The sequence below is a fragment of the Lysinibacillus sp. 54212 genome (assembly GCF_036662795.1).
Lineage (GTDB): Bacteria > Bacillota > Bacilli > Bacillales_A > Planococcaceae > Lysinibacillus_B.
In genome coordinates this window covers 66273-80952 of the sequence record NZ_JBAFWZ010000014.1, presented here as the reverse complement: position 1 = coordinate 80952, position 14680 = coordinate 66273, and the positions used below count along the sequence as shown (strand labels likewise).

The following is a 14680-nucleotide window of genomic DNA, read 5'->3' as shown; positions in this document are numbered from 1 at the left end:
AAGACACCGCCCTTTCACGGCGGTAACACGGGTTCGAATCCCGTACGGGTCATATAAAAACCTGAGACGATTACAAAATCGTTTCAGGTTTTTTTGTGCGTCCAGTATACACACGTTCTATAGGGTGAAAGTCCGAAACCCCAAAGATAAAAGTAGAGGCTAGCCAAAGCCAAGGCAAGGGTGTCCGTCGGGACGAGGAAACTTAACACTATTGGTATTTAATTGAGCTACCGTATACCGATCCGTACGTACGTGTGGCGAAGGAGGTCGGGAGTTAATCACTCCCGACCTCCTACTTTAATTTTATATTGTGGATAACTTTGGTTGGAAAATAAAATTAATTCCTCCCTTGACCTTATCGTTACGTCAATGTGTATAGTAAGGTTAAGGGGGGATTATATGCTAATAAATGAGCTAGCAAAGCTGTCAGGTGTTAGTACAAGGACGCTACGATATTATGATGAAATTGGCTTACTGTCACCATCAACTAAAAATGAATCAGGCTACCGGCAATATTCTCAAAGAGAAATCGATTTACTACAACAAATATTATTTTATAAAGAGCTGGGGATGCCTTTGTCTCAAATACAAGAAATAATACATTCATCGAACTATAATTTGCTCGATAGTTTGTACGCACATCGAGAAAAGCTTATTATAAAGGATCTGTATGTAAAGGAAATGATAGAAACAGTAAATAAAACAATCGCTTCTATTGAGGAGGAACAATGTATGAGTAATGATGAAAAGTTCGATGTATTTAAAAGAAAGTTAGTGGAAGATAACGAAATGAAATATGGTAAAGAGATTCGTTCACTATATGGTGATGAAACTGTAAATACTTCAAATGAAAAATTGCGCTCGATGACCGAGAGCCAATATGACGCAGTTACGCAGCTTGAGGCTAGCTTATTTGAACGATTACGTGAAGCTATGAAAACAGGTGATGCTACTTCTCAAATAGCACATGAAGTTGCAGAGCTCCATAAACGCTGGCTTAGTTTCTATTGGACAAAATATTCAAAAGAGGCACATGTAGGACTTGTCACAATGTATTTAGCCGATTCACGCTTCATTTCGTATTATGATGATGGGGTGGAGCAAGGCGCAACACAATTTTTGCATGATTGTGTAATTAGTTATACTAGTAACTAATAAAAAGGGGGAGTTCAGAAAGTAAAAACTTTCAGGTCTCCCCTTCACTCCTTAATAAGTATCTATTAAGAAATATTGCTTCTGCAATGGTCGCATCAAAATACCACGAACCTCGTTACAAAGGTGCCGTCCGCAAATGTCTTTTCAGACGGCCCCTTTTTTGACACTAATGCATGTATGACAATGTTGATGATTTTCATTTTAACTTAGTTAAAAAAAGAAGTAATTTACAAGTAGACCTACACCTAATAAAAATCCGAATATTGTATTCGTTTGTGCAGTAAATTTCATTGCTGGCATTACTTCTAGCGGTTCTTTTTTGCTTCGGAAAATGTCAATCGCTTTTAATGGGAATGGGATACTTAGAATAACTAATAACGCCCAATACGTAATATCCTCAATAATAACTAGTCCTAAAATCCATAGGTAAGAAACGATGAAGAAAACAGATAAAATATAAACTGCGTTGTTTCGTCCAACTAAAATGGCCATTGTTTTACGTCCGCCCTCTGTATCTCCTACAATGTCCCGGATATTATTAGCTAGCATAATTGCACCAACTAAAATCATACTTGGTACCGATAATAAGATTGCTTCTAACGTCACAGTATTCGTTTGAATAAAAAACGCAATTAAGACAATCCCCATACCCATCACAGCACCAGAAACAAGCTCTCCAAATGGTGAATAGGCAATTGGATAAGGTCCACCTGTATATAAATAGCCGACTAACATACAAACAAGCCCAACTGCTGCAAGCCACCAAGAGCTCATGGCACAAATGTAAATACCTAATAAGAGCGCGATACCGTAAAAGCTAAGCGCGATTACCATAATGGTACGCGGTGCAACTCCGTGACGAACGATTGTCCCACCAATACCCACTGAGTTTTCATTATCCAGTCCTAGTTTATAATCATAATACTCATTAAACATATTAGTTGCTGCTTGAATGAGCATACTAGCAATTAGCATGGCAAAAAACAGTAATAGGTTTATTGTTTCTTTTTCAACTGCTAGTGCAATAGCTGTCCCTAGAAACACGGGTACAAATGATGCGGTAAGGGTGTGTGGACGTGTTAAATGCCACCATACTTTAAAGCCTCTATCCGCTTCGATGACTTTAGTCATAAATTTTATTCTCTCCTTCAATTGAACTACATTACCTATTTTATACGAATGACAATAAAAAGGGTAGAGTCATACCTTATCCGTGCAGTAATGTCGAAAAAAGTGATATGATAGTATAGATATTGATTAACATGTAAGATGGCAATTTAAACTTTTTCATTGCGTTTATTTTGCAATTACGGAGGGAATTTTCATGCATCAAAAGTGGTACAATGCCACTGAAGTAGAGGTGGGCTCTTTGAACTCAAAGTACCATTTTTATATGGAAACGATTGAGGTAAGTCGCTTGTCAGCTTTAGCGTTTTTCGCAGCAGGAGAGCAAAGTTATAGTGGCAAACGATTTTTTTGGCAAAACCGAGAGAAAACATTAACATTAGTGGGCTTAGGGCATGCCTATACAATTGAAAATAATGCAACAGATCATCGTTTTGATGCTGTTGAACAAGAGTGGAAAAGGCTAACGAAAAATATCGTGAAGGAAGAGCAAGATTTACAGCCCATCCTTTTTGGAGGCTTTACATTTGATCCACATAATAACCAGGAAGGAGAGTGGTCTGATTTTCCACAAAGCTATTTTACAGTAGCTTCTTTCCAATTGGTTATTCGTCACGATACAGCCTATGTTAGCATTCATTATATTACAGACGAGGAAAATAGCACAAAAGCATTTGATCGTATGCGTAAAGAGCGTGATCATTTAATTCATGCTGCGCAGGTAAAAGAGGTTAAAACGTATAGCAAGCCGAAAATGACAAGCTACAAGGAACCTTTTAAAGAGGAATATTTACAATCTTTAGAGAAGGTGACATCTCTAATTAAAGCAAATGAGGCTGAGAAGGTTGTAATTGCTCGTTCTCTAGCGCTGCAATTTGAGGATAGTGTATCGTCACCACAAATATTATCGCACGTTGTACATGAACAGCCTGAAAGCTATTTATTTGGTTTAGAGCATAAGGACATGCTATTCTTTGGAGCTTCACCAGAGCGTTTAGTAAAGGTTCATAATGGACAGGCTTATTCGTCCTGTGTGGCTGGGTCGATTCGTCGTGGAAAAACGGCAGATGAGGATGAGCAGCTCGGACAGGCATTGTTAAATGATGAAAAAAACCTTGGAGAACATCATTATGTAGTAGAAATGATCTCACAGACGTTTGAAAAAAATTGCTGTAGCGTTAAAGTGCCAAAGAGGCCAAAGCTACTGAAAATTCGTGATATCCAGCATTTGTATACACCTGTTGAAGGCACTCTTGCTTGTGATGCAACGATTTTACAGCTAGTGAAGCATTTGCATCCTACTCCAGCGCTAGGAGGTGTACCTCGTCAGGAGGCGCTCGAGCTTATTCGAAAATATGAGTCGATGAATAGGGGCTTGTACGCTGCGCCGATTGGTTGGCTCGATGCGGACGGAAATGGTGAGTTTGCTGTTGCTATTCGTTCTGCTGCGCTTACTAGGGATAAAGCGTATTTATATGCAGGTGGAGGTATTGTGGGGGATTCCACACCTCAGGCTGAATATGAGGAGACAAGAGTAAAATTCCGCCCAATGCTGCGCGCCTTAGGAGGACAATTAAGTGAATGAACGTGAGATATTATCAAGCTATGTGTATAAAATGGTTGCGTCATTAGTGCAAAATGGTGTGGAGCAGGTGGTCGTAAGTCCTGGCTCACGCTCGACACCGCTTGCCTATGCATTTGCTCATACAAAAAAATTACAGCTGTTTCGCCAGATTGATGAGCGTTCGGCGGGATTTTTTGCATTAGGCTTAGCGAAGGCATCGGCAAAGCCCGTTGTTCTACTATGTACATCAGGGACAGCGGCAGCAAACTATTACCCAGCAATTGTAGAAGCAAAATATGCCCGTGTACCGTTAATTATCATTACGGCAGATCGTCCACATGAATTGCGCGAAGTAGGTGCTCCACAAGCGATTAATCAAATTGGCTTGTACGGAGAGCATGTTAAATGGAGTGCAGAGTTTCCGATTCCAGATAATGCAAAGCCTACCTTGCCTTTTATAGAACGTCATACTGCACGTGCGGTAGGGATTGCCATGACAGCGCCGATGGGACCTGTGCATATTAACGTGCCATTCCGTGAGCCACTATTAGTCGATTTTACGGATTTACCAAGTGTTAGTTTCCAGCATAGCTTTATTAGTGAATTGGCCCCTTCTAAGCAGGGGATAGAGCTATTGCAAGAAGTGATCGGAAAAACGGATAAAGGCTTGCTTGTTATCGGTGAATTACCTCTTGGAACGGATGTATCCTATGTTTGGTCGTTTATTCGTAAGTGTAAGTGGCCGGTTGCCGTTGAAAGCTTGTCGAATATGCGGAGTAATATTCCCGGGGATTGCCTTCCATATGTTATTACAACATATGATGCGATATTAAAAAATGCACGTTTTAAGAAGGAAGCAGCGCCACATACAGTGATACGCTTAGGTGCACAGCCTGTTTCGAAATTCCTATCGTTGTTTATTTCAGAATCGATGCCAGCCTCTTATCTAGTAATTGATGAGGATCCGATGTTCCGCGATTCCACGAGCCTATCAACGCATTTTATTCATGCAAGGATTGGCGAATGGTTAGAGAATATTGAAGTGAACGCTACAGTAAATGGCGCATACAAAGCACTGTGGGCAAAAGCAGACGAAATAGCCCGGAAAATTATTAAAGCCTATCCATCTAAGGAACAAGATGAGGGTGCCTTAGTTAGTAAGCTTATAGAGGCATTACCAAATGAGAGTGATCTCTTTGCATCGAGCAGTATGCCAATCCGTGATATTGATACATTTTTTGGTCCATCCATAAAGGATATCGGCGTTCATGCTAATCGTGGTGCAAATGGTATTGATGGCGTTATATCAACAGCTTTAGGATTTAGTAAAGGTCGAGAAAATCGTCAAACGTATCTATTAATTGGTGACTTAGCGTTTCTACATGATGCTAATGCATTCATTGCTTCACGCTACCAGCTCTGTGAATTAACAGTCATAGTCATGAATAATGATGGCGGTGGTATTTTCTCTTATTTACCACAATCTTCAGTAGAGGAGCATTACGAGGACTTATTTGGTACACCAACTGCCCTAACGTTTAAATCAGTTGCCAGCATGTACGAGTTAGAGTATATAAAAACAACGACAGCTGATGAATTTGAAACAGCAATTAAATCGGAGAGGGTCAAGCCAATCCGTGTAATTGAAGCAATGACAGATCGCACTGAAAACGTAGCAGCACACCGAAACCTTTGGCAAACAATAAATGCGGAGCTAGACACATGGTTAAGCTAAATGTATTAAATATAAACATTAATATAGAAGTTTGGCATAAGGATAAACGTGAAACAATTGTGATGCTTCATGGCTTTACTGGTTCTACGAAAACATGGGAAACGCTTGCTACGAAACTACCTCATTACAAAATTGTAGTCATAGATTTAATGGGACATGGTCTAACAGAGGTAGTCGAGGATGTAAACGTCTATGGAATGGAAAGTCAGATACACATACTTCATGCTATTATTACAAGGCTGCAATTGACTAATTTCACATTACTAGGCTATTCAATGGGAGGACGCATAGCATTAAGCTATGCTCTTCAACATCCTCATGAAGTGAGAGGCCTTATTTTAGAGAGTGCCTCACCCGGCTTAGAGAGTATGGAGGAACAAAAGGAACGGAAGGCTGCTGACAATGCCCTTGCGAATCGAATTGAAACGGAAGGAATTGAAGCATTCGTAGAGTTTTGGGAAAATATCCCGCTCTTTGCCTCGCAAAAATCATTGCCTCTGGATGTGCAGCAAGCTATTCGTGCGGAGCGTCTTTCTCAAAACAGGCTTGGATTAGCGAATAGTCTACGTGGAATGGGTACAGGTGTTATGCCATCCTTGTGGCACCGGTTGGTAGAACTACCAATGCCTGTTACATTAATGACAGGTGAGCTAGATTCAAAATTTGTAAACATTGCGGATCGTATGACAAAACTCATCAAAAATGTGCGACATGTGACAGTAAATGAGGTAGGTCACGCAATTCATGTGGAAAATCCGTCAGAGTTTGCTACAATAGTAAAGGAAACGATTTCATTAAATCCATAGGGGGACTAAACTATGACAACACGTCAATGGACTTCATTACATACTTACGAAGATATTAAGTATGAATTCTATAACGGGATCGCTAAAATTACGATTAACCGTCCAGAAGTGCGCAACGCTTTCCGTCCGAAAACAGTGATGGAATTAATCGACGCATTTTCACGTGCGCGTGATGATAAAAACATCGGCGTAATTATTTTAACAGGTGAAGGAGAGCATGCATTCTGCTCAGGCGGCGACCAAAAAGTGCGCGGCCATGGTGGTTATGTAGGAGACGATGAAATTCCACGCCTAAATGTATTAGATTTACAACGCTTAATCCGTGTAATTCCTAAGCCAGTAGTGGCAATGGTTGCAGGGTATGCAATCGGTGGTGGACACGTATTACACGTAGTATGTGACTTAACAATCGCGGCGGACAATGCTCGTTTTGGACAAACTGGTCCAAAAGTAGGCTCATTCGATGCTGGTTATGGCTCAGGCTATTTAGCACGTATTATCGGTCACAAAAAAGCACGTGAAATTTGGTACTTATGTCGTCAATATGATGCACAGCAAGCGCTAGATATGGGCTTAGTAAACACAGTAGTACCATATGACCGCCTTGAAGATGAAACAGTTATGTGGTGTGAGGAAATGCTAGAAATGTCTCCAACTGCGCTGCGCTTCTTAAAAGCAGCAATGAACGCAGACACAGACGGCTTAGCAGGTCTTCAACAAATGGCTGGAGATGCTACTCTTCTTTACTACACAACAGATGAAGCAAAAGAAGGTCGCGATGCATTTAAAGAGAAACGTAAGCCAGACTTTGGACAATTCCCACGTTTCCCTTAAGTAGCTCAAACAAAATAAGACTAAAAACGTTAAGAAGAGGGTAAAAACTCTTCTTAATTTTTTTTGATTCCAATACTTTTTATGATAAAATTATTATGATTCTCTTGAGTAGTAAATCGGTATTTAGTAAAGGGGTGTTTTGGTGCAAACAGCAGGAGAAATTAAAACAGATAAAAACAACAACCAGTTACAGCCACATTTAACATCACTTTTTGAATATAATACGGATGCGATTTGCTGCCTAAACTTGGATGGGCATATCGTGGATGTGAACCCTGCGTTTATGACATTAAGTGGTTATTCAAAAGAAGAATTATTAAACCGTAACAATCTAGAGTTTATTGCAAATGATACTAGTGATTTTAAGCCAATTTCCTTTCAACATACGAACTATTTAGACTCACGATATCAATTGATTCGAAAAGATGGCTCAAAGATCGGTTGTTTAATGAGATTATCGCCTATTAAACAAGAGCAACAAATTATTGGTTACTTTTTTATCGTAAAAAACATGACGCATCTCGATAAAATGGCTGAACGATATTTGGAAAGTGAGCTAAATTATCGAATAATTGCGGAAAATTTCCAAGATGTACTGATTTTAATGGATGAAAATCGGGAAGTTTTGTATATATCACCATCCTGTAAAGAGATTTATGGATTTGATTTTTCAGAGTTAAATAGAAGTGACGATTATTATCATATTCATCCAGATTATATAAATGAATTTAATGAAAAATATGAACAAGTATTTGCTAACAATGAACCGTTTCAAATAAAGCTAAAGACGCTTCATAAGGAGAGGGGCTTTATTTGGTCCGAAATTAAAGGAAAGCCTGTGTATGACAAAGAAGGGAATTTTCTTCATATGCTATTAGTTTCTCGAGATATTTCGAAGGAGCAGGAGCATGAAGAAAATTTAATGTACTTTGCATATCACGATGTGTTGACAGGTCTACCAAATCGAAGACTATTTCAGGATTATTTAAAATCGGCAATAAATTTACTTGAGAAGGATGAACAGCCATTTGCTTTTATGCTTCTAGACATAGATGATTTTAAAAATATAAATGATAACTATGGACATGAAATTGGTGATAAAGTTATCATCGAATTTAGTCGTCGTTTACAAAAAGTTGTAGGAGATAAAGGAAATGTAGCACGACTTGGTGGCGATGAATTTGTTATCATTATAAACAAATTCCAAAATGTACAAAGTATCGAAGAGATTGCGACAAAAATTAACGAGCTAGTAAGTGAGAACGTTACGATTCAGCATACTAGAATCTCAATTACAACGAGTATTGGTATAACAATTTGTGATAAAGATTCAATGAATGCATCTACGATATTAAAATTTGCAGATGATGCCCTCTACCGAGTAAAAGGGCAAGGCAAAAATGAATACAGTATTTACTAATCTAAAAGCAAAGGAATCTCCCTTTGCTTTTCATGTTTAAGGAGTGTAATGAATGCAGCCTAATTGGATTATGCAACGAAGTCTACTAACACCTAATAGAGTAGGTCTGAGTTTTCAGCAAAAACAGTGGACGTTTAAAGAGCTTTATGAAAACTCGTTAAAAACGGCTAGGCAGCTTGCAAGCCATTCTCTATTTGAGGGGGATCGTGTAGCTATTTTAGCCCCTTCAACACCCCAACTAATTTTTATGCTGTATGGCTGCATGCAGGCTAGGATTGAAATTGTCCTGTTAAATGGACGTTTATCCGAGCAGGAGCTTCGTTATCAGGTTGATGATGCAGAGGTTAAGGCTATAATTGTTCATGAGAAAGAGCGTCGTAAATTATCGGACGAGCGAATTATTTTCTTTGAAGAAATAATGAATGCCCCTCAGCAATCTATCTCTATTTCTAATGAATGGGATGAATTATCGACAGTTTCGATTATGTATACATCAGGAACGACAGGATTTCCAAAAGGGGTGCGTCAAACCGTACAAAATCACAGTGCAAGTGCAGTTAGTTCCGCATTAAATTTAGGACTAAGCGAAGAGGATAGCTGGCTATGCTGTGTACCGATTTTTCATATTAGTGGATTTTCAATTTTAGTTCGGTCATTACTGTACGGAATGACAGTTCGGCTCTATGAAAATTTTGATGTAGAGGCATGTACTCATGAAATCGTTGAAGGCACTGTGACGAAAATGTCAGTTGTAGCAGTTACACTTCAACGAATACTCACTGAGATGGAGGCGCGGAATCTGAAGGCACATCCTCGTTTTTCAACAATGCTTGTAGGTGGAGGTCCTGTTCCGGTAGACTATTTAAAGCGCGCGGCAAAGCTCAGCCTGAATGTAGCTCAAACGTATGGTATGACTGAAACTTCATCGCAAACAGCAACTTTAAGCAATGAAGATGCACTACGAAAGATTGGTTCTGCAGGAAAACCGCTATTCTTTAATAGAATAAAAATCGACAACGGGACGAGCTGCCATACCGAAGGAGAAATTCTTATCAGAGGCCCCCATGTAACACCAGGCTATATTGGTCGCTTTAGGGATAAAAGCTCTACAGTAGATGGATGGCTAAAAACAGGAGATATCGGATATATCGATGAAGAAGGCTATTTATATGTAATCGATCGCCGTTCAGATTTAATTATATCGGGAGGCGAAAATATTTACCCTGCTGAAATTGAAAATGTGTTAATGGCACATCCGTCAATAAAGGAAGCGGGGGTTTGTGGTATTGAGGATGAGAGTTGGGGGCAAGTGCCTGCTGCATTCATTGTTCGTAAAGAAGCAATTACAGAGCCAGAAATTATGAGCTATTGTAGGAATCAGCTTGCTTCGTATAAATTGCCAAAGAGAATCAAGTTTGTCGATGAACTACCACGCAACGCTTCTAATAAGCTACTAAGAAGAAAGTTAAAAGAAATGCAATAAAAAAGGGGCTCAATTTATTTGAGCCCCCTGAAGCTTTATTGAAGTGCAGTTTTTAAGTTATCCATATTTTTTTTCATTAATGTGAAATATGTTTCCTTATTTTTAATATCCTCAGGCGTTAGGACACTTAAGTTGTGTAAGATTAGTGATTTTGCACCGACCTCGTTTTGAATGATAGTCGTTAAGTTCGACGAAACATTTTGTTCAAAGAAAATATATTCTATACTTTCCTTCTTCGCTAAATCAACAATCTTAGTTAAGTCCTTTTGAGAAGGCTCACTTTGAGAATTCAACCCTGCAACAGGCACCTGTGACAACCCATAATGTCCTGCAACATAACCAAAAGCAGCATGGGAGACAAAGAATGTTTTAGAGGAAGTTGTAGTAGCCATAGCCTCAAAATCCTCATGTAAAGCTTGAAGCTCTTCAATTAATGCCTCGTAATTTGCTGTGAATAGCTCCTCCTGCTGGGGCAGTGCAGCAATAAGCTCATCCTTAATAACTAATGCCAAGTCTTGAGAAATAACAGGAGATAACCAAACATGTGAATCAAATTCTTCATGATGATCGCCATCCTCTTGATGTCCATGATCTTCATCTTCATGCTCGTGATTGTGCTCATCCTCTTTAGCCTCTTCAGCATGTGTATGTCCAGTAGAAATATGTAGCTTATCTTCTGATACATTGTCAGCTGTTGCGACTAGTTTAACATGCTCGTTCGCCAACGTTGTTTTTGCTTTTTCAACGAAGCCCTCTAATCCCAATCCGACATAGAAAAATAAATCCGAATCGGCTAATGCCATCATATCCTTTTGTGTTGGTTCAAATGTATGCTCATTTGCGCCTGGTGGATAAATAGATTGAACATTAACAAATTCTCCACCAATTCTTTCAGTAAAATACTGTAGTGGATAGACTGTCGTATATACGTTGATCGCATTAGCTGCCGTTTCTTTTTCTGAATTAGTAGCTTGATCCTTATCAGAATTACATGCTGTTAGTACAAGTGCAATCATACTTGCCATAAATAAAATAAGATATTTCTTCAAAATAGTCACCTCTTAATAGTAATTGTTACGATTTAAAAATTCAACAAAGTTAATAATACACGACAGAACGAAGAAATACAATAAAAAAAAGCCCTCGAAATTTACTTTTTTTTCGAGGGCCATTTTTCTGGTACCGGATCAAAGCCACCTGGATGCAGTGGCTGACATTTTAATATTCGAATAGTTGTTAATAGCAAGCCTTTAATCGCTCCATGCTTTTGAAATGCTTCTAGACCGTAGCTTGAGCATGTTGGATGGAAGCGGCAAGAAGGTGGTGTCATTGGTGAAATATATTTACGATAAATTTGTATAAGCCAAATAAATGGATATTTCACTGCTTATCATTCACCTTTTGAAAAGTTTGCTCTGGCTTTGGGTCGATCGTTTGCTTTGTTGAAAAATCATTTTGCTTCACTACCCAAATAATTGCTGCACCAAAAGTTGCTACGATTGAAACGACTACTATTAGTATTAATGGAAGACTCATATCGTTCACCTCATTTTTCTACTTCTATTATAAAGCATTTTGATGAAATTCGTATGGAACAAATTCGTGAACGTCATATAATTGCGGAATATTCAAAAATAATACATATTATTCTTTCGATAAGATGGGTATAATAATACATGTAATTGATAACTATTTTCAATTATATAATATAAAATCTGAGGTGATCGTATGGCACAAAGTAAGTTAGATGCTCAGCTAAATGAGCTTGTTGCAACTATGTCAGTACTATACACTAAATTGCATAACTATCATTGGTATGTAAATGGCCCGTCTTTTTTCACACTGCATACGAAATTTGAGGAGCTTTATAATGAAGTGACATTAAATTTAGATGAGGTCGCTGAACGTATTTTATCTAAAGGTGGAAAGCCTGTTGCAACATTAAAAGAGCACTTAGAATTATCCCGTATTCAGGAGGCAACAGGTACTGAATCAACAGAAGAAATGGTTCAAACAACGATTGAAGACTTTAAAATTATAATGGTTGCACTTAACAATGCAATGGAACAAGCGGCAGAAGAGGGCGACGATCGTACGGAGGATTTACTAAACGCAAACTATCAAAGCCTTGAAAAGCACGCTTGGATGTTAACAGCCTTTCTTGGAAAATAACAAACGAATGAAAACTACGACTTTGCTAGGGGTCGTAGTTTTTTGTATAAAGAGCGATGGACCTACTAATACTTAATGTGAGGTGATTTAATGGAAAAAGAAAAGTTTTATGTATCGTTAGCACATTTAACTTGTACGACTAATCGGGATATTACTCCAAGTGCTTTTATGATAGAGGTAGAACCACATAAAGCGCGTGTATTTCAAAAATTATTTAATCAAATTCATCGGTTAGAAGATTCAAATGCTCTTCGTGCTCATATACCTTATTTACAGTATCATTTAGACGGACTAAATCATGAAATTGATAACCGTGTAAAAAAAGTATATGCACTCATTCATGAGTTTGGTGATGATAGAACAAAACAGTTTGTTGAGCAGCTACCCTATTTCAGAAGGAACTAATTGACGAAAAATCCAACATTGCTATTAATCAAATGTTGAATGAAAAGCATCCCTTCGCTACACTTAAAAGAGTGAGGAGTTGAAGGGATGTTTACATTTACAGATGAAAATGGTCTACAGGTGGATTTACGCTTTGACGAAGGCCCATTTGACATAGAGCCAAAGCATGTATTAGTGCTTGTAAAGCAGGAAAATAAATGGCTTTGCACGATTCATTACAAGCGGGGAGTTGAGTTTCCAGGTGGTAAGCAGGAACCGGGAGAAACACTAGTAGAAGCTGCAATACGTGAGGTGTATGAGGAGACACAGGTATGTGTAACAGATATAAAGTGGTTTGCTTATTATATAGTTCATGATCGCATACCATTTTGTAAGGCGGTATTTACTGCAAAAGTAGAGGGAATTGATCCTTTTGTTGGAGAGCATGAAACAGTTGGAATGACGTGGCTCACTGAAGAGGAGCTACAAAATCATCCAAACTTAAGCTTTTACATGCGTGATGAGGGAATGAAAAAAATATTACAGGAAGTGAAGAACCATGACCGACAATGGTAAAATTCAATCGATTCGAAAATATCCATCGCCCAATCCCAATATTCGTCTCGATGAAATAACATACTGGTCATGTGGCTACCGTGTAAAGGGAATGCTTGCACGACCAATAGAGGCAGGAGAGTATGAGGCACTCCTCTATTTACGGGGGGGATTACAGTCAATCGGCATGGTACGCCCTGCTCGCCTTGCCCAATTTGCAGCACAGGGCTTTGTTGTCTTTGCCCCTTACTACCGAGGCAATCGTGGTGGAGAGGGAAAGGATGAATTTGCTGGTGAGGACCGATATGATGCCGTATTCGGAGCGGATGTGTTAAAGCAATTTATTAACAAGGATACTATACATATTTACGGCTTCTCACGTGGAGGCTTAATGGCAATCTGGACAGCTATTTTACGTGATGATATCGCATCGATCGTCACATGGGCTGGGGTATCAAATGCAGCCGCAACCTACTGGGACCGTGTGGATATGCGTAGAGGTTTACGACGTATAATTGGGGGTACGCCGAACAAAGTAGGGGAAAGATATGAAGATAGAACGCCTCTTTACGATGTTGCATATATAAACGCCCCTGTACTCATTATTCATGGAACGAGTGATTCTCATGTGGATATAGAGCATGCCTATCAGCTAGAATTTTGCTTACAGGACGAAGGAAAACCTGTTGAAACTTGGTATTCATTTGGCTTAAAGCATCATTATCCACCAAAACTTAATCGAGAAACTGTACGTAATTTATGTACATGGATGAAATCAAAAGGGTAAGGATAATAATTCATGATATACTCTATGAAAAACTAATAGAAACAGAGGGATATAAAAATGCGAAAATGGTTTATCATATTTTTATTAGTCCTGATAGGAGGGACACTTTTCTATTCGTTACAAGATCAGAAGAAATATAAACATGTAGCACACATATTAGACAGTATTCCTTCTATCGATTCTATTCAAATTATAGACGGTAAAGCAGAAAAGACTCTATTACAGTTTGATAATTCTAGCAATATATTTCATGAAATGGTTAATATATATAGTTCACCATACGTTGAGATGAAATGGTCGGAACAAAAGATAATACGTAAAGAACCTTATGCGGTAGTCCAATTTTTTGGAGATAATGAAATTAAATATAGAGTAAATATTTATAGGATCAATAAAGAAGAAAAAGATCTACTAGAAAATAATTCCCTTAAAAATGAATCTCTTCATAAGAACCCTCTAATTTTAGAAGAGAAAAATAACACGTATATTTTTGCCATAAAAGAAAATGATCATATATTAGGTATCAATGATGGATTGAAAAAAATAATATATTCTCTAATTGATTCGACTTCATAAATGCTATTATTCAATAAAAATAAAACACATCTCACCACTATAGGCGAGATGTGTTTTCATTTATGATATAAAGTTTTATTAAAA

At 38.4% G+C, this 14680-nt stretch carries 16 protein-coding genes; 12 read left to right on the top strand and 4 right to left on the bottom strand.

The features are described from left to right. Positions 1 to 399 precede the first annotated feature (399 nt). A complete protein-coding gene (locus V4T18_RS11555; RefSeq protein WP_332649522.1) occupies positions 400 to 1155 on the top strand; it encodes a MerR family transcriptional regulator in 756 nt (251 codons plus the stop codon). Between the two features lie 210 nt (positions 1156 to 1365). Here the strand turns inward: V4T18_RS11555 and V4T18_RS11550 are convergent, their stop codons facing one another. After that, positions 1366 to 2286 carry a 1,4-dihydroxy-2-naphthoate polyprenyltransferase gene (locus V4T18_RS11550; protein WP_332649520.1) on the bottom strand — a complete coding sequence of 307 codons (921 nt, stop codon included), beginning with the start codon at positions 2284 to 2286 and terminating at the stop codon, positions 1366 to 1368. A 193-nt stretch (positions 2287 to 2479) separates the two neighbouring features. On the opposite strand from V4T18_RS11550, the gene V4T18_RS11545 reads away from it, so the two are divergent. The 6 genes from V4T18_RS11545 (at position 2480) to V4T18_RS11520 (ending at position 10122) form a co-directional block, all read left to right on the top strand. Then, positions 2480 to 3865, top strand: a complete 1386-nt coding sequence (locus V4T18_RS11545) for an isochorismate synthase (protein ID WP_332649519.1) — start codon at positions 2480 to 2482, stop codon at positions 3863 to 3865. Further along, positions 3858 to 5579, top strand: coding sequence for a 2-succinyl-5-enolpyruvyl-6-hydroxy-3-cyclohexene-1-carboxylic-acid synthase (gene menD, locus V4T18_RS11540; protein WP_332649517.1), 1722 nt, complete (start codon positions 3858 to 3860; stop codon positions 5577 to 5579). The genes V4T18_RS11545 and menD overlap by 8 nt, the downstream gene beginning before the upstream one ends. Continuing rightward, positions 5567 to 6385, top strand: a complete 819-nt coding sequence (gene menH, locus V4T18_RS11535; RefSeq protein ID WP_332649515.1) for a 2-succinyl-6-hydroxy-2,4-cyclohexadiene-1-carboxylate synthase — start codon at positions 5567 to 5569, stop codon at positions 6383 to 6385. The genes menD and menH overlap by 13 nt, the downstream gene beginning before the upstream one ends. A gap of 12 nt (positions 6386 to 6397) precedes the next feature. Further along, a complete protein-coding gene (menB, locus tag V4T18_RS11530; protein ID WP_332649513.1) occupies positions 6398 to 7219 on the top strand; it encodes a 1,4-dihydroxy-2-naphthoyl-CoA synthase in 822 nt (273 codons plus the stop codon). A 142-nt stretch (positions 7220 to 7361) separates the two neighbouring features. After that, complete coding sequence (locus V4T18_RS11525; protein WP_332649511.1) at positions 7362 to 8639, top strand: sensor domain-containing protein; 1278 nt, start codon at positions 7362 to 7364, stop codon at positions 8637 to 8639. 52 nt (positions 8640 to 8691) lie between these two features. Beyond that, the gene (locus V4T18_RS11520) at positions 8692 to 10122 is read left to right on the top strand and encodes an o-succinylbenzoate--CoA ligase (RefSeq protein WP_332649510.1); all 1431 of its coding nucleotides are present in this window, start codon (positions 8692 to 8694) and stop codon (positions 10120 to 10122) included. 35 nt (positions 10123 to 10157) lie between these two features. On the opposite strand, the gene V4T18_RS11515 is transcribed toward V4T18_RS11520, so the two are convergent. The 3 genes from V4T18_RS11515 to V4T18_RS11505 all read right to left on the bottom strand — a co-directional run bounded on the left by V4T18_RS11515 (position 10158) and on the right by V4T18_RS11505 (position 11658). Continuing rightward, positions 10158 to 11171, bottom strand: coding sequence for a metal ABC transporter solute-binding protein, Zn/Mn family (locus V4T18_RS11515; RefSeq protein ID WP_332649509.1), 1014 nt, complete (start codon positions 11169 to 11171; stop codon positions 10158 to 10160). Positions 11172 to 11272: 101 nt separating this feature from the next. After that, positions 11273 to 11506: a membrane protein insertion efficiency factor YidD gene (gene yidD, locus V4T18_RS11510; RefSeq protein WP_332649507.1), complete on the bottom strand. Its 234-nt coding sequence runs from the start codon at positions 11504 to 11506 to the stop codon at positions 11273 to 11275. After that, a complete protein-coding gene (locus V4T18_RS11505) occupies positions 11503 to 11658 on the bottom strand; it encodes a hypothetical protein (RefSeq protein WP_332649505.1) in 156 nt (51 codons plus the stop codon). The genes yidD and V4T18_RS11505 overlap by 4 nt, the downstream gene beginning before the upstream one ends. Positions 11659 to 11850: 192 nt before the next feature. Here V4T18_RS11505 and V4T18_RS11500 point away from each other — a divergent pair, with 192 nt between their 5' ends. The 5 genes from V4T18_RS11500 (at position 11851) to V4T18_RS11480 (ending at position 14596) form a co-directional block, all read left to right on the top strand. Then, a complete protein-coding gene (locus tag V4T18_RS11500; protein WP_332649504.1) occupies positions 11851 to 12294 on the top strand; it encodes a Dps family protein in 444 nt (147 codons plus the stop codon). A 90-nt stretch (positions 12295 to 12384) separates the two neighbouring features. Beyond that, a complete protein-coding gene (locus tag V4T18_RS11495; protein ID WP_332649503.1) occupies positions 12385 to 12699 on the top strand; it encodes a transposase in 315 nt (104 codons plus the stop codon). Positions 12700 to 12786: 87 nt separating this feature from the next. Beyond that, positions 12787 to 13254 carry an NUDIX domain-containing protein gene (locus V4T18_RS11490; protein ID WP_332649502.1) on the top strand — a complete coding sequence of 156 codons (468 nt, stop codon included), beginning with the start codon at positions 12787 to 12789 and terminating at the stop codon, positions 13252 to 13254. Then, on the top strand, positions 13238 to 14020 hold the full coding sequence (locus V4T18_RS11485) for an alpha/beta hydrolase family protein (RefSeq protein ID WP_332649501.1): 783 nt from the start codon (positions 13238 to 13240) through the stop codon (positions 14018 to 14020). The genes V4T18_RS11490 and V4T18_RS11485 overlap by 17 nt, the downstream gene beginning before the upstream one ends. Before the next feature lie 57 nt (positions 14021 to 14077). Beyond that, entirely contained in the window at positions 14078 to 14596 is a 519-nt protein-coding gene (locus V4T18_RS11480) for a hypothetical protein (protein ID WP_332649499.1), read from the top strand. The last annotated feature ends 84 nt before the right edge of the window (positions 14597 to 14680 follow it).